This window comes from Bartonella saheliensis, assembly GCF_902162175.1.
In genome coordinates this window covers 80,250-104,407 of sequence record NZ_LR607200.1, presented here as the reverse complement: position 1 = coordinate 104,407, position 24,158 = coordinate 80,250, and the positions used below count along the sequence as shown (strand labels likewise).

19 protein-coding genes are annotated in these 24,158 nt (G+C 38.0%); 6 read left to right on the top strand and 13 right to left on the bottom strand.

From position 1 onward, the window contains the following. The coding region (locus FS875_RS03715) for a beta/alpha barrel domain-containing protein (protein ID WP_483977067.1) at positions 1–782 on the top strand (782 nt) is incomplete at its 5' end. Between the two features lie 265 nt (positions 783–1,047). Here the strand turns inward: FS875_RS03715 and FS875_RS03710 are convergent. From FS875_RS03710 to nth, 10 genes are all read right to left on the bottom strand, one after another. Further along, on the bottom strand, positions 1,048–1,434 hold the full coding sequence (locus FS875_RS03710) for a YbaN family protein (RefSeq protein ID WP_144753201.1): 387 nt from the start codon (positions 1,432–1,434) through the stop codon (positions 1,048–1,050). A gap of 420 nt (positions 1,435–1,854) precedes the next feature. Continuing rightward, entirely contained in the window at positions 1,855–2,760 is a 906-nt protein-coding gene (locus FS875_RS03705) for a metal ABC transporter permease (protein ID WP_144753197.1), read from the bottom strand. Next, on the bottom strand, positions 2,757–3,623 hold the full coding sequence (locus FS875_RS03700) for a metal ABC transporter permease (RefSeq protein ID WP_144753194.1): 867 nt from the start codon (positions 3,621–3,623) through the stop codon (positions 2,757–2,759). The genes FS875_RS03705 and FS875_RS03700 overlap by 4 nt, the downstream gene beginning before the upstream one ends. Continuing rightward, on the bottom strand, positions 3,620–4,450 hold the full coding sequence (locus FS875_RS03695; protein WP_144753191.1) for a manganese/iron ABC transporter ATP-binding protein: 831 nt from the start codon (positions 4,448–4,450) through the stop codon (positions 3,620–3,622). The genes FS875_RS03700 and FS875_RS03695 overlap by 4 nt, the downstream gene beginning before the upstream one ends. Then, positions 4,447–5,355, bottom strand: a complete 909-nt coding sequence (locus FS875_RS03690; RefSeq protein ID WP_005774423.1) for a metal ABC transporter substrate-binding protein — start codon at positions 5,353–5,355, stop codon at positions 4,447–4,449. The genes FS875_RS03695 and FS875_RS03690 overlap by 4 nt, the downstream gene beginning before the upstream one ends. 1,550 nt (positions 5,356–6,905) lie before the next feature. Further along, positions 6,906–9,320, bottom strand: coding sequence for a phenylalanine--tRNA ligase subunit beta (gene pheT, locus FS875_RS03685; protein WP_144753188.1), 2,415 nt, complete (start codon positions 9,318–9,320; stop codon positions 6,906–6,908). Between the two features lie 32 nt (positions 9,321–9,352). Then, positions 9,353–10,438 (bottom strand): phenylalanine--tRNA ligase subunit alpha, encoded by a 1,086-nt coding sequence (gene pheS, locus FS875_RS03680; protein ID WP_144753185.1) that lies wholly within the window; start codon positions 10,436–10,438, stop codon positions 9,353–9,355. A gap of 94 nt (positions 10,439–10,532) precedes the next feature. Next, positions 10,533–10,934: a 50S ribosomal protein L20 gene (gene rplT, locus FS875_RS03675; protein ID WP_005774428.1), complete on the bottom strand. Its 402-nt coding sequence runs from the start codon at positions 10,932–10,934 to the stop codon at positions 10,533–10,535. A 33-nt stretch (positions 10,935–10,967) separates the two neighbouring features. Beyond that, on the bottom strand, positions 10,968–11,171 hold the full coding sequence (gene rpmI / locus FS875_RS03670; protein WP_144753182.1) for a 50S ribosomal protein L35: 204 nt from the start codon (positions 11,169–11,171) through the stop codon (positions 10,968–10,970). 157 nt (positions 11,172–11,328) lie between these two features. After that, positions 11,329–12,039 carry an endonuclease III gene (gene nth, locus FS875_RS03665; RefSeq protein ID WP_373925586.1) on the bottom strand — a complete coding sequence of 237 codons (711 nt, stop codon included), beginning with the start codon at positions 12,037–12,039 and terminating at the stop codon, positions 11,329–11,331. A 171-nt stretch (positions 12,040–12,210) separates the two neighbouring features. Between nth and FS875_RS03660 the strand changes: the two genes are divergently transcribed. From FS875_RS03660 to ilvD, 3 genes are all read left to right on the top strand, one after another. Continuing rightward, complete coding sequence (locus tag FS875_RS03660) at positions 12,211–12,642, top strand: Hsp20 family protein (RefSeq protein WP_144753179.1); 432 nt, start codon at positions 12,211–12,213, stop codon at positions 12,640–12,642. A gap of 26 nt (positions 12,643–12,668) precedes the next feature. Next, the gene (locus FS875_RS03655; RefSeq protein WP_005774433.1) at positions 12,669–12,920 is read left to right on the top strand and encodes a BQ00720 family protein; all 252 of its coding nucleotides are present in this window, start codon (positions 12,669–12,671) and stop codon (positions 12,918–12,920) included. A gap of 1,055 nt (positions 12,921–13,975) precedes the next feature. Next, entirely contained in the window at positions 13,976–15,814 is a 1,839-nt protein-coding gene (gene ilvD, locus FS875_RS03650) for a dihydroxy-acid dehydratase (protein ID WP_144753176.1), read from the top strand. A gap of 1,037 nt (positions 15,815–16,851) precedes the next feature. On the opposite strand, the gene mutS is transcribed toward ilvD, so the two are convergent. Beyond that, the gene (gene mutS, locus FS875_RS03645; RefSeq protein ID WP_144753173.1) at positions 16,852–19,596 is read right to left on the bottom strand and encodes a DNA mismatch repair protein MutS; all 2,745 of its coding nucleotides are present in this window, start codon (positions 19,594–19,596) and stop codon (positions 16,852–16,854) included. A 196-nt stretch (positions 19,597–19,792) separates the two neighbouring features. Here mutS and FS875_RS03640 point away from each other — a divergent pair, with 196 nt between their 5' ends. After that, the gene (locus tag FS875_RS03640; protein ID WP_144753170.1) at positions 19,793–22,093 is read left to right on the top strand and encodes an NADP-dependent malic enzyme; all 2,301 of its coding nucleotides are present in this window, start codon (positions 19,793–19,795) and stop codon (positions 22,091–22,093) included. Between the two features lie 67 nt (positions 22,094–22,160). Here the strand turns inward: FS875_RS03640 and secB are convergent, their stop codons facing one another. Together secB and FS875_RS03630 are read right to left on the bottom strand one after the other, a co-directional pair. Then, positions 22,161–22,637, bottom strand: a complete 477-nt coding sequence (gene secB, locus FS875_RS03635) for a protein-export chaperone SecB (protein ID WP_144753167.1) — start codon at positions 22,635–22,637, stop codon at positions 22,161–22,163. A gap of 144 nt (positions 22,638–22,781) precedes the next feature. After that, positions 22,782–23,276: an FxsA family protein gene (locus FS875_RS03630; protein WP_144753164.1), complete on the bottom strand. Its 495-nt coding sequence runs from the start codon at positions 23,274–23,276 to the stop codon at positions 22,782–22,784. A gap of 170 nt (positions 23,277–23,446) precedes the next feature. Between FS875_RS03630 and FS875_RS03625 the strand changes: the two genes are divergently transcribed. Continuing rightward, complete coding sequence (locus FS875_RS03625) at positions 23,447–24,139, top strand: Tim44/TimA family putative adaptor protein (protein WP_144753215.1); 693 nt, start codon at positions 23,447–23,449, stop codon at positions 24,137–24,139. Positions 24,140–24,158 lie beyond the last annotated feature (19 nt).

Here is a 24,158-nt window from a genome sequence, read left to right as displayed (position 1 = left end):
AAATGTGGAGTAAAGTTGAACGTCTCAAAAAATTACCTGATATTAAAATATCTGATTTTGGTACAAGGCGTCGTCATTCTTTTTTATGGCAACGCTGGTGTGTTGAAGCATTAAAAGAGGGGATTGGTAATTCCTTTACCGGAACTTCCAATGTCCTTTTGGCTATGGATACAGATCTAGAAGCTCTTGGAACCAATGCCCATGAATTACCCATGGTCATTGCTGCTCTTAGCAAAAATGATGATGATTTACGCAGAGCACCCTATCAAGTCTTGCAAGATTGGAACCGTTATTACGGCGGGAATCTTCTCATTGTTTTGCCTGATACCTTTGGCACAGAAACATTTTTACGCAATGCACCAGATTGGGTCTCCGACTGGACAGGTTTTAGACCTGACAGTGCTCCTCCCATTGAAGGAGGCGAACGCATTATTCAATGGTGGAAAGAAAAAGGGAAAGATCCACAGGAAAAACTCTTGATTTTTTCCGATGCACTTGACGTCGATACAATTGAAAAAACCTATCGCCACTTCCAGGGAAAAGTGCGCATGAGTTTTGGATGGGGCACTGATCTTACCAATGATTTTACAGGCTGTGCTCCTCAAGAAATTGCAACCCTTGATGCTCTTTCCCTTGTTTGTAAAGTAACCCATGCTAACGGGCGACCAGCCGTAAAACTTTCAGATAATCCTGAAAAAACGATCGGTGAACCACAAGAAATACAACGTTATCTCAATTTTTTTGGCAATAAAAAGCGCTTTGCTAGACCTATAAAGATGTAGTTTTTGGCTCTTTAAACGAATATATTGTTTAAGAAGTCAACCTTTATCCTACTTTAAGGACGAGTATTCTTAACCCTTGTAGGCCACAGTAAATCGTTCAGCTTCTTGTTGAGAAGATTCCACTTGGTTTCTCATACATGCAGTTTACTTACGTAAGGTCAATAAGAAAAACTTTAAAATATGTACGATGCATTTAAAAAACTTAATGTATCAAGGAAGTTTAGTAAAACTTACATGCTTTACAAAAATAAAGCCTTTTCTATCATTATGAAGATGGACGTGTCACAATATAAATAGCAATCAAAAATAATATAACGGTAACGAGTAAAGAAATCCATAAAGGAGGGTGTATCATTACGAAAAAGGATAATCCCCCTCCTGTCATACTCATCACGGCAAAAATTTTAACAAATGGAGAAATAGCTCTTCTTTCTTCCCATTGTTTAAGAGGGGGACCAAAAATACGATGATTATTCAACCACTGATGAAAATGTGGAGAAGAACGCATAAAACACCATGAGGCAACCAACAAAAAAGGTACCGTTGGCATAATAGGTAATACCACACCGATAATACCTAATATAACCATTATCCAACCTGCTATATAATAGCAGAGGCGTAAAGGGGATGATATCTTGAAATATTTCTTCATTCTCTTGTATTATTTTGCTCCACGTAAAACTTTACACAAAAATTGTATCTGTTTCACTGTTTATATGCTTGAGTGGATAATTCCGCTTTACTATTTCCCCTCTTCACCATTTCTATGTGTAAGCGCCTTTACTGTCATAAGTTCCTTCAGGATACTAATTCGTTTTGCAATATGATAATTATTTTAAATGGTTTCAAGAAATAAGAAGAGATTTTAGAAAAGTAAAAAAATAAAAAGGCTGCAGAATAAATCAATGCAGCCTCTTAATTAAGAATGCAGCGTTGGGGGGGAGAAAACGTACTGCATTCACTTGCTAGACATTAGGAGGAAAAATAACCTAGCGATTCAACCTCTAATTAAAATAAGCGTGAGAAACAATGTATAAAAATGCATGGCTGATATGCACGAATTTTATCACCGTCAAGTTTCTTGAACTGTGTTTTGACGAACGAAAATCATCATAAAAATGGCAATAAAAATCAACGTTAAGATCAACACAATTGTAGAAGCAGAATCAGAGCCGATAAATAAGCTGAGATAAATCCCTAAAAAACCAGAAAGAGCTGCAACAAGTATTGCGATCATTAACATAAAAGAAAACCGTTTTGTGACAAGATAGGCAATTGCTCCTGGTGCTATCAGTAAGGAAATAACAAGCACAATTCCAACCGCTTTCAAAGCCGCAACAATTGTAAGAGAAATCATTGTGAGAAGGGTATAGTGGAGCAGTGATATTCGCAATCCCATGGCACGGCCTTGAACGGAATCAAAAATATACAGCATAAAATCGCGCCATTTTGCGCCTAAAATAAAGGTAACGATCGCAGAAATAATCGCCGTCTGTGTAATATCAAGCCAGTTAACACCCAACAAATTACCAAATAGAATATGATTTAAATCTAAACTACTATAAATAGATGTTGCTAAAACAAGCCCTAAACCAAACATCGATGAAAAAACAACACCCATCACTGTATCTTGTTTGATACGGCTATTGCTTCCCAAAAAGCCTGTCGTAAGTGCACAAACCATACCGGCAACAAAAGCGCCGCAAGTAATCAAAGTCATTGTAATATTTTCTTGGCGCATATGTTGAAGCCAAGCAAATGGTAAAGAAGTCAAAAATGCTATCACCCACGGCGTTGTCATATAACCAACCACAACACCAGGAAAAACGGCATGGGAAATGGCATCGCCTAACAGTGCCCATCCTTTCAAAATAAGAAAACAAGAAAGCATTGCCATGGGAACAGAAAGAATTATAACAATAAGCATGCCTTTCAGCATAAAAGAAAACTGAAAAGGAAGTAGTAATTGATCAATCATGACAATATCATCCCTTTTTTGGCTGCATTGATCCGTAAACGTGCAGCAATATACCCATGTTTAGGAGCAAAAATAAAAGCTAACATAAACAAAAATGCTTGAAAAAGTACAACAACACCACCCGTTTGAGCATTCAAAAAATAGCTCACATAAACACCCAATACGCTTGTGAATGTTCCAATTATAACCGCAATAATCAAGATATTCGCAAAACGATCACTTAAGAGATAAGCTGTTGCCCCAGGTGTTACCACAAGGCAAATGACCAAAAATGCTCCAACTGTTTGCATAGCAGCAACAGTACAAGCAGCAAGCAGCGTAAAAAAGAGAATCTTTAAAAACTTTACGTTCAATCCAATGGCACGTGCGTGTGTTTCATCAAATAAAGAAACAAGGAGATCTTTCCATTTTAAAAGTAATAGAAGTAAAGAAAAAAAACCAATGAAAGCCAATTGTATAATATCTGATGAACTGACTGCTAAAATATTTCCTAAAACAATGGTATCAATATTAACAGCCATTGGCTTTAAGGATTTAAGAAATAATCCAAAAGCAAAAAAGGAAGAAAAAATCAGACCAATAATGGTATCTTCTTTCAGTTTTGTCCGCTGATTAAAAAACAGCATCGCTGCTGCTGCAAGACCACCAGAAAAAAAAGCGCCAAGTGAAAACGGTAACCCTAAAAGGTAAGCCCCTGCGACACCAGGCACAATCGAATGGGATAGTGCATCACCAATAAGCGACCAACCTTTTAACATCAAAAAAGCAGAAAGGAAGGCACAAACACACCCCACTAATCCAGAAACCCACATTGCATTTACCATATATTGGTAGCTCAGTGGCTCAAGCAAAAAAGAAATCATGCAACGTGCTCCACTTTTTCAATATTTTCACAAACTGTAGACTGTTTTCTTCTCATAAAAACATTATTTTCTTTAGTGTCTTGAAGATCGAAAATATGGTGGTGCAAAGATCCTCCAAAAGTTTTTTCCAGATTTTCCTTTGTGAAGATTTTTTCTGTTAACCCAGAAGCTAAAACAGTTCCTTTGATTAAAACCGTATGATCACAAAATTCCGGAACAGAGCCTAAATTATGGGTAGAGACCAAGATGACTGCTCCTTCTTTACGAAGATCTTGTAACAAAGCAATGATTTTATCTTCTGTTGTAACATCAACCCCTGTAAACGGTTCATCTAATAAAATAGCTTTTGCTTTCTGTGCCAAAGCACGCGCTAGAAAAACACGCTTTTTCTGTCCACCAGAAAGTTCTCCAATCTGGCGTTTGGCAAAAGGCAACATATCAACCCGTTCTAAGGCAACACGAACAGCTTCATAATCGCGTGAGCGTGCATAGCGAAAGAAATTCATATGACCATACCGCCCCATCAAGACGACATCTTCAACCAGAACAGGAAAATTCCAATCTACATCTTCACTTTGAGGAACATAAGCAATGAGATTTTTTTTCAAAGCCGTATCAACGGGTAAATCAAACATGCGAATTTTTCCCTTTGAAGGGCGTACAAACCCCATAATTGCTTTAAATAATGTTGATTTACCGGATCCATTCACGCCGACCAATGCTGTAATAGAACCCTTTGGACTTTCAAAGTTTACTTCGCGTAAAGCTGTATGTCCATTACGATAAGTTACCGTTACCCCTTGGGCAAATATTCCACTTTCCGTCATTGGCTTTTTACTCCCTCTAATAAGGCTTTGCTAATACGTCCACTCGTGACACGTAATAAATCAATATAAGTGGGGACTTCACCATTTTTCTCACTCAGAGAGTCAACATAAAGTACACCACCGTATTTAGCCCCTGTTTCTCTTGCGACTTGTTTTGCAGGTGCTGGAGAAATTGTGCTTTCAGAAAAAACGGCATGAATATTGTATTTTCGAACCATATCAATAACATGCTTAACCTGCTGGGGTGTTCCTTGCTGATCAGCGTTAATCGGCCATAAATAAAGTTCTTTTAGATCAAAATCACGTGCTAAATAGCTAAATGCACCCTCGCTGGTTACAAGCCAACGTTTATCTTGAGGAACTGCTGCCAATTCAGTTCTAATTGGATCAATGGTGGCGCGAATCTTCTGTTTATAAATTTCAGCATTTTCTTTATAAATAGCAGCATGTTCGGGATCATATTTTACAAAGGCATCGCGAATATTATCAACATAAATCAAAGCAGAGGTCGGTGACATCCATGCATGGGGATTTGGCTTACCACTAAAGGGGCCCTCACCAATTGTAATGGGTACAACACCTTTTGAAACAACGACACTTGGAACATCCTTGATATTTTGAAAAAACTTTTCAAACCAAAGTTCTAACTCTAATCCATTCCATAGGATAAGATTTGCGCCTTGTGCCCGCATGAGATCACGAGGTGTGGGTTGATATTCGTGAATTTCAGCACCTGGTTTCGTGATTGATTCAACATCAGCAGCATCACCAGCTACATTTCGTGCCATATCGGCAATAATGGTGAATGTTGTAACAGCTTTAAATTTACTAGCACATACCGCTAAATTGGGAGTAAGAAAAATAAAACTTCCCAGAATGAGAGTAAAAATTTTTTTTATATTCATTAATTTTCTCTTTATTTTATTGCGAATGATTTGCATTATCATTTAGCCATAACAGTTATCTTTTGCATTTGCAATGAAGGATTTTTACAAAAATTAACTTTTCAAGCCCTTTAAAAATAATTCTTTCTTTTCTTGAAAATTCACCTTGAAAAAAGCGAATAATTTAAAAGAAAAATTGCTTTGTTGTTTTGCAAAGAATTTAATAAAAAGCTGAGATATTTTTTCCATTCACTGCTGGTAAGCTTGTGTTTTATGGAACTTTTTATCTCATAAAGCCTGTGACTTTTCTATCGCTGTTCAATCAACAGTTCATTCCAATGATAACATATTAATTTATAAGGATAACGTATCGTTTTATTGAGTTAATGATCTGAGTATCATAGGGTTTTATCATTTTAAACTTTCTTATTATGACGCGACTATCTTTTACTTGATCATTCCAAGCAGAGTGAACCTGTAAACAAAAACGATAAAAAGGAATAAAAATGCTTCTTATGGTCTCTCGCCCACACAAGGTTTTGTCGGCTATATGGAAGCTAGAAAAGAGAAAGTATAATGGAGTCAATTTGCTCTTTAAACATAAAGAGGATAATGCCCAATAAGCTTATCCACGGATGCTGTCGTAAAATAAACTTAGAAGCACTGAAATATGTTTCTCAAAATAAGCACACATTTGAAAAAATATTACGTTTAAAAGCCTTATAAGCAATTCTTGCTTTTATCTGCTAAACTGGAGAAAAAATATTGCGCATATCTGTTTGACCTACCTTTGAAACAAAAATGCAGCTTTTTTTAAAAGAGAATATAAAGATACAAAGTAAAACACCTTCCGATGATCTTCTCTTTTTAATTCAGCTTTTACATAAAATGAATTTTGAAAATCCAAAGGATTTTAGTACGTTGCTGATGGTGCTAGTAGATCAGGTTAGTTAAGTTATTTACAGTTATAATGCAATTTTTGCGTTTTTTCTAAAGATCTCAAACAGTACCTTTTAATTCATAGAAAGCGTATTGCCCCATGTTTTTACTCTCATTTTCCAATGAGATCACATCTCTCACATAAAAATAGAACGCTTAAAACAAAGACTTATCATGTCATTCATGCGACTTATTTTAACACACCCCCTTATATTCATTTCATGGGCTTGAGTTGAAAGATACAGGTTCCAAAGAGGATGAGCTTCATCATTGATTTTACAAAATTGCTACCATTATTTTCTTTTTTCAATCCCATTGTTGCACGATAAATTCCTCATATTGCAACAGTCTTTGGCATTTGAGAGCCTGTGTAAGAAGCATTTTTATTTTTTTTATGATTTCTAAACAACTGCTCCACTTTAAGGTAGGAGAATAAATGATTTTGATTCATTCAAAAAGAATTTGAAATGATAAGTCTCATAATATTCAAGATTCTTATTTAAAATAAAAATTATCAATGAATGAATTGTTGTAAAATTCTCTTTCAAAAAATTCTATAGATTGCGAACCTTTAAAAAATAAAGGAGCACTTATAACGTGCTCCTATCTTTATAAAAGCCATTTGAAAATACTCAATGACGAAGATAAGCGCCTGTCATTTTAGTGACGTTTTCTATTACTTTTGCAGCAATTTCTTCTAGGTCTTTATCTGTCAAAGTGCGTTCAATCGGTTGAATAACAATTTCAATGGCAACAGATTTTTTATCTTCACCAAGGCTCTGATCTTCAAAAAGATCAAAAACCTGTACGGAATGAATAAGTTTTTTATCGACTCCTTGAGCAGCACGAACAATAAGAGAAGAAGCAATTGTTTTGTCAACAATAAATGCAAAATCACGCCGCACCATTTGAAACGGTGATAATTTCAAAGGAGGACGGTTTTTCGTTGTTTTTTTCTTTGGTTCTGGAATTTGATCTAGAAAAATTTCAAAGCCGCATAAAGGACCACTGACATCTAATTTTTCTAAGGTTGCTGGATGAAAAACGCCAAAAAAACCGAGGATAATCTTTGATCCAAGTTTTATGACCCCTGAACGACCTGGATGATACCAATCAGGGGCTCCAACTTCAATCTGCACTTTCCCAACATCTATATCGCATGCTTCTAAAACAGCTAAAGCATCTGCTTTAGCATCAAAAACATCAACAGCTGTTGCATTTCCATTCCAAAAACGCCCAGCCCCTTCAAATTTCTCTGTGCCACGACGAATTCCACTTACAACACGTCGTTGTTTATCAGGGGTATCACCTTCATAAATGCTAGAAATTTCAAACAAAGCAAGATCAGAAAAACCACGATCAGCATTTCTCTGTGCTGCCATAAGCAAACCAGGTAAAAGAGAAGGACGCATCACTGACATATCAGTAGAAATAGGATTTGTTAATTTAAGCTGTGCTTCACCTCCCCCAAAAGCAAGAGCCTGATTTTCAGAGATAAAAGACCATGTTACGGCTTCTTTCATACCACGATGTGCTAAAGCCAAACGGGTAGCGCGTGAACGAATTTGCACGCATGTTAAAACTTGATCTTTTCCTTCTACGAAGTTTTCCAAAGGAATAGGTTTAATTTTATCTAACCCATAAATCCTCATGACTTCTTCCACCAAATCGGCTTTACCCATAATATCAGGGCGCCATGATGGTACTTTTACTGTAATGACATCTTCTTTTCCCTCAACACAAAATCCAAGTTTCGTTAAAATAGAGATGACTTTTTCAGGCTCTATTTCCAAATTTGTTAAACGTTTAATTTCAGAAAAAGGAAAAGCGATCTGTTTGGTTTCTTGTTGCTGATAGCCAACAATTTTTGTCTTGGATATTTCACCACCACAAAGGCGTAAGGTGAGTTCTGTTGCAATTTCAAGCCCTGTTTCCATAAAGGCTGGATCAACACCCCGCTCAAACCGATAACGTGCATCACTGATAAGGCCTAATCCACGTCCCGTTTGTGCAATGCTCTGTGCATCCCAAAGCGCTGATTCAATAATAACGCGCCGCGTCGTCTCATCACAGCTTGTTCTCTCACCACCCATGATACCAGCAATAGAAACAACACCTTCTTCATCGGCAATAATACAGTCCTGAACATTCAAATGATAGATTTTTCCATTAAGTGCTTGAAGTTGTTCCTCTTCACGCGCACAACGAACATACAAATTTCCTTTAATTTTATCAGCATCAAAAACATGGAGCGGACGACCAAGGTCAAAACTAATATAATTGGTCATATCAACCAGCGCATTAATCGGTCTTAGACCAATTGCACTTAAACGCTGTTGCATCCATTGCGGTGATGGACCATTTTGAACATTGCGCACTTCACGCCAAGCAAAACCTAAACATAAAGATGTGCTTTGCGAAAAATCTAACGAAACATCAAGTGGTGTCTCAAAACTTGCTTCGAATTGTGGTAAGGATAATTCTTTTAATTTTCCTATTCCAGCAGCAGCAAGATCACGGGCAATGCCGCGAACACCTGTGCAATCAGAACGATTAGGTGTCAAACCAATATCGATGATTGGGTCATCTAAACCAGTATAAGCCGCAAAAGATCCACCAATCGGTGCATCTTCTGGTAGCTCGATAATCCCATCATTTTCACCGGATAATTCAAGCTCGCCCCATGAACACATCATTCCAAAACTCTCAACACCACGGATTTTTCCTACCGATAGCGTTACATCAAGTCCTGGCACATAAGTACCCGGTAATGCAAGAACACCCACAAGACCAGCGCGCGCATTTGGTGCGCCACAGATAACTTGAACAGGTGTATCAGACCCCGTATCGACTGATAAAATCTGAAGTTTATCTGCATCAGGATGTTTTTTGGCTGTTAAAACTTTCGCAATGATAAATCCTTTTAAAGAAGAACGATCATCAACATCATCAACCTCAAGTCCTATAGCCGTTAGCTTCTCACAAATTTCATGCAAAGATACATCTGTTTCTAGGTGATCTTTTAACCACGACAATGTAAATTTCATTTTAAAACCTCACATCAAAGCTTCTGATAAGATCACACATTTCTTAAACTGGGGAAAAAAGCCGGCATATCAAAACAACGGAAGCCATAATGGTCTAACCAACGTAGATCTGCATCAAAAAAAGCCCGCAAATCAGGCATACCGTATTTCAACATGGCAATGCGATCAATACCCATGCCCCATGCAAAACCTTGATATTCATCGGGATCTAAACCAACATTTTTTAAAACATGAGGATGCACCATTCCGCATCCTAAGATTTCTAACCAATCCTCTCCTTCTCCAAATTTTACTTCTGAACCAGAACGATCACATTGAATATCAACTTCCATAGATGGTTCGGTAAAAGGGAAAAAAGAGGGGCGAAAACGCATCTTTACAGAGGCAACTTCAAAAAAGGCTTTACAAAAAGTCTCATGCAACCACATCATATGGGCAATGGTCGAGGTTTTATCAATCACAAGACCTTCTACCTGATGAAACATAGGAGAATGTGTTGCATCCGAATCCATGCGATAAGTTTTCCCGGGAATAATAATGCGTATTGGTGCTTTTTGCTTCTCCAGTGTACGAATTTGTACAGGTGAAGTATGGGTGCGTAATAATTTCCGCTCTCCCATTTTATCAACATCAAAAAAGAAGGTATCATGCATTTCACGTGCTGGATGACCTTCAGGAAAATTCAATGCCGTAAAATTATAATAATCTGTTTCAATATCTGGTCCTTCTGCAAGTGAAAAACCCAATTTTGTATAAATGGCGATAATTTCCTCAATCACTTGTGAAATAGGATGAATACGACCCCGTTCCATAGGTGAAGAGCGAACAGGCAAGGTAATATCAACCGTTTCACGAGAAAGACGGGCATTCATTGCTTGTCTTTTCAAAAAATCACGCTTTTGCGTCCATAATTCTAAAATGCGATTTTTTAATCCATTAAGAACGGGTCCAACTTTTTGGCGCTCGCTCGCCTCCATCTTTCCTAATGCTTTTAATCTTTCCGAGATACTGCCTTTTTTGCCTAACGCCGCGATACGCACTGCTTCAAGGGCCTGTTCATCACCTGCAGCTTCTAAGGCTAAACAAATTTCTTGTTCCAGACGCTCAATATCGTTCATATTTTTGCCTATTTTTTTAATAAAAAAACCCCGCACTCGCAATAGCCAGCACGGGACCTCGAATAAATAAATGCTTTAAGAGAACACGACTGGCTTACTTGACAGCGCTTTCAAAAGCATTAGGTGTTGTATCTTTTAAATATTCTAAAGCTTTTTTTGCCGAAGCGACTAAAGCAGAGAATGCTTCTGCCTCATAGATTGCTATATCTGAAAGAACCTTACGATCAACTTCAATACCAGCTTTTGATAAGCCATCAATAAAACGCCCATACGTTAAACCTTCTGCGCGAACGGCTGCATTAATTCTCTGAATCCACAAAGCGCGGAAAGTACGCTTTCTATTTTTGCGATCACGATAAGCATATTGCTTTGAACGATCAACTGCTGCCTTAGCAGCACGAATGGTATTTTTACGACGACCGTAAAAACCTTCAGCCTGTTTTAAAACTTTTTTGTGTTTAGCGTGGGCTGTCACACCTCTTTTTACACGTGCCATGTAATACTCTCCTCAAAATCAAAAGCGTAAGGTTTAATGACCATTCGGCAAATAATACTGAATAACTTTCTTGGCATCTGGCTCACTCAAAACCATCGTTCCACGTGCATCACGAATAAATTTATTCGAACGCTTAATCATACCATGGCGCTTACCGGCAGCTGCTACTTTAACTTTGCCTGACGCAGTGATTTTAAACCGCTTTTTCGCGGATGATTTGGTCTTCATCTTGGGCATTTTGCTACTCCATACATTAATTAATTCAATCGAACATTTTATTCACTCAAGCGGACCAACGCTTGAATAAGCATTTAAACAGCCACGGCATGCCCTGCCGGGCGGCTCTTCAACAGACGTTCTCATAAGCTAGTATACATAAAATAGCAAGAGTGTATTACAAAAAAATCGGCGCTCCATTGCCTTGAACTTCAACCAAAGGAGCCGGAATAGCATTTGTTTTGCTTGCGGCTTTACATAAATCGGCAATGATGCATTGCCTACATTGTGCTTTACGCGCTTGGCAGACGTAACGCCCATGTAAAATCAGCCAATGATGCGCATGACGAAGATAATGAAGCGGTATAATTTTTAATAATTTTTTCTCAACAATCTCGGGTGTTTTGCCAGGTGCCAAACCAAGACGATTGCTTAAGCGAAAAATATGTGTATCGACCGCCAATGTAGGCTGACCAAAAGCAACGTTTAAAATAACATTCGCTGTTTTGCGTCCCACGCCTGGAAGGGCCATAAGTGCTTCACGCGTATCAGGGACTTGACCACCATATTGCTCCATTAAACAGTTGCAAAGTGCATAAACATTACGTGCTTTTGCACGCCAAAGACCAATTGAACGGATATAGCGTGCTATTTCTTCTTCCCCTAATGCAACCATTTTTTCCGGTTGATCAGCAAGGCGAAAGAGTTCTTTTGTCGCTTTATTAACGCTTACATCTGTCGCTTGAGCTGAAAGAACAACGGCAATCAACAGTGTAAAAGTATTTGTATAGTTAAGATCACTCTTAGGTGTTGGGCGTTGCACAGAAAAACGGCGAAATATTTCTGCAATTTCATCTTCATTATATAATATACCAGATAAATTTCGCATCTTTGACAAATTTATGGTATTTCGAGATATTTTTATGTTACTTTGAGACATTGAACTCTCTTAATCTTCTCTCTTGAAGTTATCATTCACGCTCGCCATATGAGAAGAATGTAGCGAACACTTTATATAGAGTTTGGTCAAGTAAAGCCGCTTTAAAGAGGATACTCATGAATGACACATGTGACACCTTTCTCTAATCCTTTCCTTTTAGGATTTGAAACCGTAGAAAAAATATTACAACGTATCGGTAAAGCTGATGAGGCTTACCCAGCCTATAATATTGAGCGTTTACATAAAAACGATGATGCAAATCATATCCGGATAACATTAGCTGTTGCTGGATTTAAAATTAATCATCTTAATATTTTGCTCGATGATAATCAATTGGTTATTCATGGTAAACAAACAGACAATCAAAATCATCAATATTTATATCGCGGTATAGCCGCGCGGCAATTCCAGCGGATCTTTGTCCTTGCGGAAGGGATGAATGTTACAAATGCCGAGTTGAAAAATGGTCTTTTATCAATTAATCTATGCCAACCAAAATTAAAAAAAGAAATAAAACAGATTCCAATTAAAATCAGTCGTGATGAGTTATAAAAGTTAAGGCGTAAAGGAAGAGTGAAATGGGAGAACATAAACAAAGCTTATCATTTCAGAACACGTCCTACTCTGATGCGGGACAGATTGCTTATTTAAAAAAGGTTTGTACAGATGATCTGGCTAAAAACTTTCCAGATCTTCCACCTATGACCCCAGGCATTACCATATGGGCGCTTTTTGGTGAGACAGGTTATCCTATCATTTTATCCGATGAGCGCTCTATTGCTCTTGCTGGAGCCAATGAGCACGAACTCCAGATTGTCACTTTACACTAGATTGCGCTTTACGAGAAAAAACGGATCTCTTTATAAATTCTATCCGTTTTTTCTCAATTAAAAGATATTGGGCTATTTAACGGTATTGTTAGATTTTGCCTTCTTTTGTTGCTGAGGGCCGCGGTATCTTGGTATTGTGTGGAGGGCTTAGAAGGATTGGCATTTTGCTGCAATGGTAGTGTTATCACTAAAATAAAAGATTGGTGACTATTCATAATTAATTTTTTACAACTGAAATGAGAGACCTAAAAATTATGAGCTTCTTTCGTTCATAAGCAGAATTGGTGTGTAGGTAAAAATATTTGAAGGAAAGAATATCTCCCTTATGAATTGTCTTAATTGTCCAGGATTTTCGCAACATTTGGGATGAGTAAAATGGATGATTTTACCAAATTTTTCTTTACATAAGTGTAAAGGTGGTGGTGCTCTATAAGTTTTATTTATGGGGACATTGTATCATTCAGGGGCTCGGTGATGAAATGGGCTAGAGCATATTAAGAGATACTTCTTTAAAACGAGTGCGTGAATGGGTAGGAAAAGTTCATTCCACTGGAGCACTCTATTTGCGTGAAGATTTTGATTTCATTGAAGCATGTGAAAAACAAAAGCATGAGAGAATGTGTTATCATTATTTAAGAGATCGCTATGGATGCTTTTGAAAGGCATAAAGCTGAAAGTGTAAGGAGATGGTAGGTTCTTATACCATTATACTTTCATATTCTTCACCAATTAGACTATCCTCTTTTTCCAGAAATTACGCAAACAGATTGATGCAATATACAACTAAATCTTGCATATAAAAGTTTAGAATAGTTTGTTCTGCACTGAATCATTTTGAATTTTTCTCAAACGTTCAGTTATTCTGCGATTAGATATTGATTAATAGGTAATAGCAAAATAAAAACTTTATGAGGAAGTTTATGTAAGGCTTTTAATTTTGTGCTTCGACTGCTTCAGTACAAGGTATTTTTCTTTTTTGAATATTAAAGCTCTTGTTTTTATAATGAAGTTACAGCACAACAAGTAAAATGGAATTATTTGAGGGGAAAAAAATAATGCCTTCTTACCGTTCAAGAATATCGACACACGGGCGTAATATGGCAGGAGCTCGCGGTCTTTGGCGTGCAACAGGGATGAAAGATGCGGATTTTGGTAAACCCATTATTGCGATTGCAAATTCTTTTACACAATTTGTACCAGGACATGTCCATTTAAAAGATCTTGGACAATTGGTTGCACAACAGATAACCATTGCCGGTGGCGTTGCAAAAGAGTTTAACACCATTGCTGTAGATGATGGAATTGCGATGGGTCACGATGGAATGCTTTATTCTTTGCCCTCACGTGAAATTATTGCTGATTCTGTAGAGTATATGGTCAATGCCCATTGTGCGGATGCTCTTGTCTGTATTTCTAATTGTGACAAAATTACACCTGGAATGTTAATGGCTGCTTTACGATTGAATATTCCAACAATCTTTGTTTCAGGCGGTCCTATGGAAGCCGGTAAGATTAAATGGAAAGATCAAGATTTAAGGGTTGACTTGGTTGATGCCATGGTTGCCGCCGCTTCAGAACAGAATTCAGAAGAAGAAGTTGCTAAAATGGAACGTGCTGCTTGTCCTACATGTGGGTCTTGTTCAGGAATGTTTACGGCTAATTCCATGAATTGCTTAACAGAAGCTTTGGGGCTTTCGCTTCCTGGAAATGGATCGGTGCTTGCAACACATGCAGATCGACGGATGCTTTTTGAAGAAGCTGGAAGGAAGATTGTTGCATTGGCCAAGCGTTATTATGAAAGAGATGATGAAACAATTTTGCCACGCTCTATTGCTTCACGCAAGGCTTTTGAAAATGCTATGACTGTTGATATTGCCATGGGGGGATCAACCAATACGGTACTGCATCTTTTAGCAGCGGCGCAAGAAGGTAAGGTGGATTTTACCATGACGGATATTGACCACCTTTCACGTCGTGTTCCAGTTTTGTGTAAGGTTGCTCCTGCTGTTGCGAATGTCCATATGGAAGATGTTCATCGCGCGGGTGGTATTATGGGGCTTTTAGGCGAATTGGATGCGGCCGGACTCATTGATACATCAACTTATACGGTTCACGCAAAAACCATGAAAGAAGCTCTTGATCATTGGGATATAAAACAAACCAAAGAATCAACAGTTTGTACATTTTATCGTGCCGCTCCAGGGGGTATTCCAACACAGATAGCTTTTAGCCAATCTTGTCGCTATGAGACTCTTGATCTTGATCGTGAAAAAGGTGTGATTCGCGATAGGAAACATGCCTATTCACAAGATGGAGGGTTGGCAGTTCTTTATGGAAATCTTGCTAAAGATGGCTGTATTGTAAAAACAGCAGGCGTTGATCAATCAATTTTGACCTTTAAAGGTCCAGCAAGAATTTTTGAAAGCCAAGATTCAGCTGTTTCAGCGATCTTAAATGATAAAATTAAAACAGGTGAAATTGTTTTAATCCGTTATGAAGGACCGCGTGGGGGACCTGGAATGCAAGAAATGCTTTATCCAACGAGTTATCTCAAATCTAAAGGATTGGGCAAAGTTTGTGCACTTGTTACGGATGGACGTTTTTCAGGGGGAAGTTCAGGGCTTTCGATAGGCCATATTTCACCAGAAGCGGCTGAAGGAGGAGAAATTGCGTTGGTGGAAGAAGGGGATATCATAGAAATTGATATTCCAAACCGTAGCATTCATATATTGGTTGATGATATTGAGATGAAACAGCGTCGTGCCAAGATGGAAGCGAAAGGAAAAGATGCTTGGCAACCGGTTGAGAAGCGTCAGCGCAAAGTTTCAAAGGCTCTCAAAGCTTATGCTGCGATGACAACATCTGCCGCAAAAGGTGCTGTTCGTAATATTTGATGAGAGGAAGGATGCGTCCTTATAAGAAAAGTTAAAGAGAAAATATGCTCTGATTTTTTGCACGATATTCTAAGCAGGTTATTCTATAAGTTTACGAACTTATCATAATATTTTGAATCATTGTGAGTATGATTAAAAAATATAAATATGATTTAAACGCTTATTGCAGATTTTCCGTTTTAGTAACTAGCTTAAGATAGGTGAAGAAGGGGATTAATTACTTTTCATAATATCTTCTAAGTTTTGTAGGAGATTGCGAGCTCTTTTTACGCGTATTTAGGAAAGATATTTACTGTATCGGTGATATTATCATGTTATGTCGTAAAACACCCTTATTGGGGGCTGTGATATAAAACGACCTTCAACATTAAGTATTTTTTAGTGTGTGGGAATATTCTTAAAAAAGCTTGTCAATTCTTTAGTTTAAGTGAATTATATGATTGGAATTCAAGGAAAAGCTTCTAGAATCTAGTCTGAAAACAACCCAGATTTAAGCGAAAATTTCTATTTTTGAGATGCGAGAAGAAGTTCAAAGGCTTTTTAGGAAAATCAAAAGCAGTAGGTTTATTCATACAACGTATGTAAAAACAGTAAAAGAGTTTTCTGATCGTTAAAAATGTAAACAAAATCTATAACCCATTATCTATGAATTTATCATGTAAAATTGGGTGGCATTCCAACACAGACAGCTTTAAATCAAAGCTGTTGCTATGATAACAATAATATTGATCATAAAAAAGTATGATTCATTAAATCTATTTATTTATAGGGGAGAGAAAATTTCATAACAATTTTTGCAAAAAAGGACTGTGTTGTAAAAAGAATCGATGTTGATTAATTTTTTGTATTAAGAGCTAATCTTGATCTAAGAAAATATGAGAATGCGTAGGATTTTTTCTCTCTATGCTTATCAAAATATGTTGTGCAGAAAAGTGATGAGGATACAGTAAACAACTATTTTATACTAAAACATATCAAAAAGGGTACTTTAATTTTCTATTAAGAAAGCTTTTTAATAAAAGGGAATGTTTATTCCTTTATAAGGAATTATTTTTTTCAAGTTGTTTGAGGTGATAAATTGTTTCTAAGGCTTGTTTAGGGGAAAGCTCATCGGGATGAATATTTTTTAAAGCTTCGTGAAGTACATCATGTTTGTTTTTTTCTTCATTAAGGGGAGAGGCTGTTTTGAGAGAAAAGAGTGGTAAATCATCGATAAGTTTATGTCCTTTTCCAGCCATTTCACCTTGTTCTAATTGATGGAGGACATCTGTTGCTCGTGTAATAACGGCTGAAGGAAGTCCAGCAAGTTTTGCAACTTGTACACCATAGGATCGGTCTGCGGCTCCTGGCGTGACTTCATGAAGAAAAACCACATCACCATTCCAATTTTTGACTTTCATGGTTACATTGTGCAGTCTATCAAGTTTTTCGGTAAGAGCAGTCATTTCATGAAAATGGGTAGCGAGAATAGCACGACAGTGATTAACTTCATGGAGATATTCAACAGCAGCCCAAGCAATAGAAAGTCCATCAAAGGTTGATGTTCCACGTCCTATTTCATCGAGAATAACAAGAGAATGGTGACTTGCATGATTGAGAATCGTTGCCGTTTCAACCATTTCCATCATAAAGGTTGAGCGCCCCCGAGCAAGATCATCAGAAGCACCAACACGACTAAACAGGCGGTCAACAACGCCAATGTGTGCTGAAGTTGCAGGAACAAAGGACCCCATTTGCGCCATAATAGCTATAAGAGCGTTCTGCCGTAAAAAGGTTGATTTTCCTCCCATATTAGGTCCAGTCAAAAGCCAGATTGCTGCATATTGCTGATTTTTTTGCACAGAGAGATTACAATTATTGGCAACAAAGGGTTCTGCTGCTTGTTTGCGGAGTGCTTGCTCAACAACCGGATGGCGTCCTGCGGTGATATGAAAGGTCAGTGAATGATCAATTTTAGGGCGGCAATATCCTTGTTCTTCAGCAAGATGTGCTAAAGCGACAGAAACATCTAAAATAGCAAGTGCTTCAGCGGCTTTACGAATAAAATCAACTTGTTCAGTAATTTCGTGAACAAGCGTATCAAAGATCTCTAGTTCAAGTGTCAAGGCGTGGCTGGCAGCATGGGCAATACGACTTTCGAGATCAGCAAGCTCTGTTGTTGTAAAACGCATAGCATTTGCCATTGTTTGCCGGTGAATAAAGCGTGCTTTAGCTTGTGGATTATTTATAAGGGAAGATGCTTGTGTACTGGTGACTTCAATGAAATAGCCTAGAATATTATTATGCTTTATTTTAAGTGTCTTAATTTCTGTTTCTTGGGCATATTGTGCTTGAAGTTCAGCAATGACACGGCGTGATTCATCCCGTAAAGCACGCATTTCATCGAGCTCTTGATGATAATTGGAACGAATAAAACCACCATCACGTTTAAGCAGTGGGAGATCATCAGCCAATGCTTGGTCTAAATGGCGATGTAAAGCAACGGGGAGATTTGAAAACACCTGTTGTATATCACTTATTTCTTGAGGCGGGAGCTCATTATTAAGAAGCTGATGAATTTCACGAATGATTTCAAAGCCGCGTTGAATCGTTGCCATATCACGGGGACCTCCTCGTCCAAGAGCCAAACGTGAAACGGCGCGGGGCATATCTGGTCCCCCTTTTAAAGTGAGCTTTATTGCTTCTGCAAGAGAAGGATTACGGAGAAAAAAATCGATAGAATCCAAACGCGTATCAATAGCAGAAGGGGTGGTAAGGGGAGCAATAAGGCGATCAATGAGAAGGCGAGATCCTCCACCTGTTACAGTGCGATCAATAGCTTTTAATAAGCTTCCATCCCGTTGACCTGATGTCGTTCGAATAAGCTCAAGGCTTAGTCTGGTTGCAGCATCAATAAAAAGGGTAGCACTTTCATTTTGACGCTCAGGTTGCATGAGGGGGGGACGATGCGTGATTTGTGTTTTTTCGATATAACGGATAGCGGCTACGATTGCAGAGAGTTCGCAGCGTGAATAATCGGCAACACCTTCCAGCGTTGAAAGTTTAAAATAAGTGCAAATATCGCGTTCAGCAGTGAGGGTATCAAAGAGACAAGCCGGTTGAGGTGAAACGATACGATCAAGAACATTAAAAAGTGATTTATGCGATTTATCATGAAAAAAGGAATCAGCAACAATGATTTCTTGTGGGTCCACACGCATAATATCGGCTAAAAGTTTTTCTTGGCGGCTTTCAGTTACACGAAATATACCTGTTGAGATATCAATCCAAGAAAGGGCAAATTCTTCTCCGTCGCCAGTTTTTATTCGGGAAAGTGTCATCAAATAATTTGCGCGTGTTGGATCAAGGAGTTTTTCTTCTGTTATCGTTCCGGGGGTTACAAGGCGAACAACATCACGCCGAACAACAGATTTTGCCCCCCGTTTTTTTGCTTCAGCAGGATCTTCTGTTTGTTCACAAACAGCAACGCGATAACCACAAGCAATGAGTTTTTGCAAATAATCATCTGCAGCATGAACAGGAACACCACACATAGGAATATCTTGCCCTAAATGTTTTCCGCGTGCTGTGAGCGTTATTCCTAAAGCCTGAGCAGCTTCAATTGCGTCCTTAAAAAAGAGTTCATAAAAATCCCCCATCCGGTAAAAAAGAAGGGAATCATGATGGACGGCTTTGATTTCTATGTATTGCTCCATCATAGGTGTAAGACGTTCTGAAGAGGAAGCAGAGAGGGAAGCAGGCTGTGGAATTAAATTATTTTTATGGTCATTTTTTTTATCCATTTTTACGTAGCCTGTTCCCTTTCAGTGAATCTTTTACTCTTTTTTGTTTACTTCGATATTTATTTATCTCTAAATTGAAACGCATCATCAGATTTGCTAAGGCAAAGAATAACGATTTCTAACATATGAATCAAATCGAATGATTATACGCATTATCAAGCAAAATTTACACTGTTTTTGGAGAAAATAAAGTGAGATGAAAAAGAGCGAGCAGGATCAGAAAATGTATCAAACGATTTACAGTGCGAGCGAACGAGAAGCTCTTGATTTTCATAGTCGTGGTCGACCAGGAAAGCTTGAGATTGTTGCAACAAAGTCTATGGCAACACAGCATGATTTAGCCCTTGCTTATTCCCCAGGTGTTGCAGTTCCCGTTAAGGCAATTGCTCAAAATTCAGCATTGGCTTATGATTACACAGCAAAGGGCAATCTTGTTGCTGTTATATCAAATGGAACAGCTATTCTAGGCTTAGGCAATTTAGGTGCGCTCGCATCTAAGCCTGTGATGGAAGGTAAGGCTGTGCTTTTTAAGCGCTTTGCCGATATTGATTCCATTGATTTAGAAATTGATACAAATGATCCAGAGAATTTTATCAATTTAGTGCGCCATTTGGAACCTTCTTTTGGCGGCATCAATCTTGAAGATATTAAGGCGCCTGAGTGCTTTATGATTGAAAGTCGCTTACGCGAGGTGATGAATATTCCTGTTTTTCATGATGATCAACATGGTACAGCAATTATTGTCGCTGCTGGTGTGCTCAATGCTTTGAAGCTAACAGGGCGTGATATGCAAAATGCGCGGCTTGTCTGTAATGGTGCTGGTTCCGCCGGCATTGCTTGTATTGAATTGATTAAGGCGATGGGATTTAGAGCTGAAAATATCATCCTATGTGATACCAAAGGTGTTGTTTATGAAGGACGCAAAGAGGGAATGAATCAATGGAAATCTGCTCATGCTATCCGAACGGATAAACGCACACTTGCCGAAGCAATGGAAGGGGCAGATATATTTTTCGGGGTTTCTGCTAAAGGTGCACTGACTCCTGAAATGGTAAAGTCCATGGCACCGCAGCCGATTATTTTTGCTATGGCTAATCCCGATCCAGAAATTACCCCAGAAGAAGTTATGCAAGTGCGTAATGATGCCATTGTTGCGACAGGTCGTTCGGATTATCCAAATCAGATTAACAATGTTCTTTGTTTTCCTTATATATTTCGTGGTGCACTTGATGTGCGTGCAACCGTTATTAATGAAGATATGAAGATTGCTGCGGCAAGAGCTCTTGCTAATTTAGCCCATGAAGAAGTTCCAGACAGTGTTGCAGAAGCTTATCATGGAAAGCGGTTGAAATTTGGACCAAATTATATCATTCCTGTTCCTTTTGATCCACGTTTGTTTACGGTTGTTTCAATCGCGGTAGCAAAAGCAGCGATGAAAAGCGGTGTAGCGCAAAAGAACATAGATGATTTAGAGGCTTATGAGCGCGATTTGAATGCGAGACGTGATCCTACTTCTTCAATGATGCGTGGGATTTATAACCATGTTCGTCAAGCGCCAAAAAAAATTGTTTTTGCAGAAGGTGAAGAAGAGCAAGTCATGCGGGCTGCTGTTTCCTATGTTCATCAACAATTAGGAAAAGCGATTTTGGTTGGTCGTGAAGAGCAAGTAAGAGAAACGGCTTTTATCGCTGGAATTGATCTGGAGCGTGAAGGTATATCAATTATGAATGCTAAGCTTTCCTGTCGTACAGATGCTTATGCAAATTATCTTTATAAAAAGATGCAGCGTCAAGGCTGGCTGTTGCGCGATTGTCATCGACGTATCAATAATGATCGAAATTATTTTGCTGCGTGTATGGTGGCATTAGGAGATGCGGATGCAATGGTTACAGGGGTGACACGCAATTATGAAACGGCGCTGGTTGATATCCGTCGGGCAATTGATGAAAAACCAAAAGAACGACTGATTGGTATTTCAATGGCTATTTGCCGTGGACGAACTGTGTTTATTGCGGATACTGCTGTTTATGAAAATCCTAATGCTAAAGAACTAGCGGATATAGCGGAACAAACCGCTTCGTTTGTGCGTGGATTTGGATATCAGCCAAGGGTTGCGTTTTTAGCGTTTTCTACGTTTGGTTATATGAAAGGGAAGGTCACACAGCAAATTCAGGATGCGATTAATATTTTGCATGAACGCAAAGTCGATTTTGAGTTTGATGGAGAGATGAGTGCTGATGTAGCACTTAATTCCAAATTGATGCAGCAATATCCATTTATGGGATTAACAGAGCCTGCTAATATTTTGGTTATGCCTAGCTATCACGCATCTTCTATTGCAAGCAAAATGTTACAAGAACTTGGAGAAGCAACCATCATCGGTCCTATTTTAATTGGATTGGAAAAATCTGTTCAAATTGTACCGTTTAGTGGAAGCGATACAGATGTTGTCAATATTGCAATGCTTGCAGCTTATCATGCGGCAAAAGTTATCTAAAGAAAAAAAGCCCTTAATAGATCAATAATATATTAAAGGGCTTTATGATAGCAAAAGAACAATTTTTTTAAGAAGGCTGTATTTGATTGTCTTGTTGTTCTTCAGCGAGACGCTTTTGAAAGAGAGCTGCAAAATCAATAGGATCAATCCACAAAGGTGGAAAACCACCATTTTGAGTAGCATCAGATATAATTTGACGAGCAAATGGAAATAAAAGACGGGGACATTCAATAAAGACTAGAGGCATAACATGTTCTTGTGGAATGTTTTTAAGGTGGAAGACGCCTCCGTAAATTAGTTCTACATGAAATAAGGTTTCAGTATTATCATTAGCTTTGACGGAGAGAGACAAAACGACATCATAATTGTCATCACCAATTGGATTAGCATTGACATTAATATTGATATCAATTTGTGGTGATTTTTCACGCGCACGCAATGAATGGGGAGCACCTGGGTTTTCGAATGATAAATCTTTTAAATATTGCGTTAATACAGCAAAAACCGGCTCTCCGCCACTGTTGTTCATTTCACCTTCGGCCATATGACGAACCTCTCTCATTTATAATATGTATATTTATTTTAGATCTAAAGATCGAACTGGTTATCACGCCTTGCAAAAGGTTGCAAGGAATGCGCTCTTTATCTTGATTATTTTTTTTCATTCATTACAGATTTTCTAGGACTTTCAACGGTTATCATCATTTTTACGCCATGGAGATTCTGTTGTATCATGAACTTTGTAATCTTCAGCGTTAAGATCAATTATTTTTTCAGAGTCATTTTTTCTTTTCGTATTGGGATTTATTGTGTTTTTTAATGATGAAAAGAAATGCCACGCAACAGAGCGAATTGGTTTAATAAGAAGGAATATTCCCAAGAGATCAGTCACAAAACCGGGAAGAATAAGCAAAATCGCACTCAATATGATGAAAGCATCATGAATAATATTATTTTCTAATGTGCGTCCTTGAATAAGTTCACTTTGTATGTTTTTTAAAAGGCTAATCCCTTGAATTCGCAATAAAACAACCCCAACTAGGGTTGTGAGAATGACTAAACTTAAAGTTGCCAAAATGCCAATTTCTTGACCAACAAAAATAAAACCAGCGATCTCAATTAAAAGAATGCAGAGAAAGATAATGACAAAAAAACGAGGATTTAGAGAATAAAGTTTTATCACATGAAAATTTCCTTATGGAATGAGGAGAGGAGAAATTCTTAAAAGCATTCCTTATATAAAATCTATAAAAATATTTGAATGGTAGGATTCCCTATTTTACATATTTATTGATAAATGGTATTGACTGCAATGTTTATTACAGACTTAAAGCTTGGAGATTGACAGCGCCCATGGAATTTGACGTTATACTTGTCATCGCTCTTGTTGTTATGGTTGTTATTCTTGTGCAACTCCGTAGTGTATTAGGGAAGCGAATTGGATTTGAAAAGCCTCCTTTTGATCCTTATTCACGTCACTCTAAAAAGCAAGCTGAGGCAGAAACGACGGATAATATTGTTTCGTTCCCTCATCAAAAAAATTTACAAAAAGGCGATTTTAGTGAAATTGATGAGATTGCACCAGAAGGGAGTATTTTGAATGAAAATTTGCGCGCACTGCGTAGAATTGATCCTCATTTTTCTCCTCAATCTTTTATAAAAGGTGCAGGGATTGCTTATGAAATAATTGTCACAGCTTTTGCTAAAGGTGATCGAAGTCAGCTTAAAAGCTTACTTTGTCAGGATGTTTTTGAAAGCTTTTGTTCTGCTATTGAACAACGAGAAAAAAACAAAGAAAGAATAGAGTTTACTTTTGTTGGAGTTAATAAAATCGAGTTTGTTGCGGCGGCAATGCAAGAAAAGGATGAACTTTTAACAGTACGTATTATCAGTGAGATGATTTCTGTTACTTATAATGAACAGGGTGAGCGTATAGACGGTGATTCCGACGCTATTATAGAAATTAGGGATATTTGGACGTTTGTTCGTAATAGCCTATCTTCGGATCCAAACTGGAAGCTTTTCGCTACAGAAGATGAAAATTAAAGTATTTTTTTCTTCTATA

Excerpts from the sequence above, each read along its gene's own strand:
- FS875_RS03695 (WP_144753191.1), bottom strand. The coding sequence starts at position 4,450 with ATGACGGAAAGTGGAATATTTGCCCAAGGGGTAACGGTAACTTATCGT.
- rpmI (WP_144753182.1), bottom strand. The coding sequence starts at position 11,171 with ATGCCCAAGATGAAGACCAAATCATCCGCGAAAAAGCGGTTTAAAATC.
- pheS (WP_144753185.1), bottom strand. The coding sequence starts at position 10,438 with ATGAACGATATTGAGCGTCTGGAACAAGAAATTTGTTTAGCCTTAGAA.
- FS875_RS03705 (WP_144753197.1), bottom strand. The coding sequence starts at position 2,760 with ATGATTGATCAATTACTACTTCCTTTTCAGTTTTCTTTTATGCTGAAA.
- FS875_RS03700 (WP_144753194.1), bottom strand. The coding sequence starts at position 3,623 with ATGATTTCTTTTTTGCTTGAGCCACTGAGCTACCAATATATGGTAAAT.
- rplT (WP_005774428.1), bottom strand. The coding sequence starts at position 10,934 with ATGGCACGTGTAAAAAGAGGTGTGACAGCCCACGCTAAACACAAAAAA.
- FS875_RS03690 (WP_005774423.1), bottom strand. The coding sequence starts at position 5,355 with ATGAATATAAAAAAAATTTTTACTCTCATTCTGGGAAGTTTTATTTTT.
- ilvD (WP_144753176.1), top strand. The coding sequence starts at position 13,976 with ATGCCTTCTTACCGTTCAAGAATATCGACACACGGGCGTAATATGGCA.
- nth (WP_373925586.1), bottom strand. The coding sequence starts at position 12,039 with ATGCGAAATTTATCTGGTATATTATATAATGAAGATGAAATTGCAGAA.
- pheT (WP_144753188.1), bottom strand. The coding sequence starts at position 9,320 with ATGAAATTTACATTGTCGTGGTTAAAAGATCACCTAGAAACAGATGTA.
- FS875_RS03655 (WP_005774433.1), top strand. The coding sequence starts at position 12,669 with ATGGGAGAACATAAACAAAGCTTATCATTTCAGAACACGTCCTACTCT.
- FS875_RS03625 (WP_144753215.1), top strand. The coding sequence starts at position 23,447 with ATGGAATTTGACGTTATACTTGTCATCGCTCTTGTTGTTATGGTTGTT.
- FS875_RS03660 (WP_144753179.1), top strand. The coding sequence starts at position 12,211 with ATGACACATGTGACACCTTTCTCTAATCCTTTCCTTTTAGGATTTGAA.
- secB (WP_144753167.1), bottom strand. The coding sequence starts at position 22,637 with ATGGCCGAAGGTGAAATGAACAACAGTGGCGGAGAGCCGGTTTTTGCT.
- mutS (WP_144753173.1), bottom strand. The coding sequence starts at position 19,596 with ATGGATAAAAAAAATGACCATAAAAATAATTTAATTCCACAGCCTGCT.
- FS875_RS03640 (WP_144753170.1), top strand. The coding sequence starts at position 19,793 with ATGAAAAAGAGCGAGCAGGATCAGAAAATGTATCAAACGATTTACAGT.
- FS875_RS03710 (WP_144753201.1), bottom strand. The coding sequence starts at position 1,434 with ATGAAGAAATATTTCAAGATATCATCCCCTTTACGCCTCTGCTATTAT.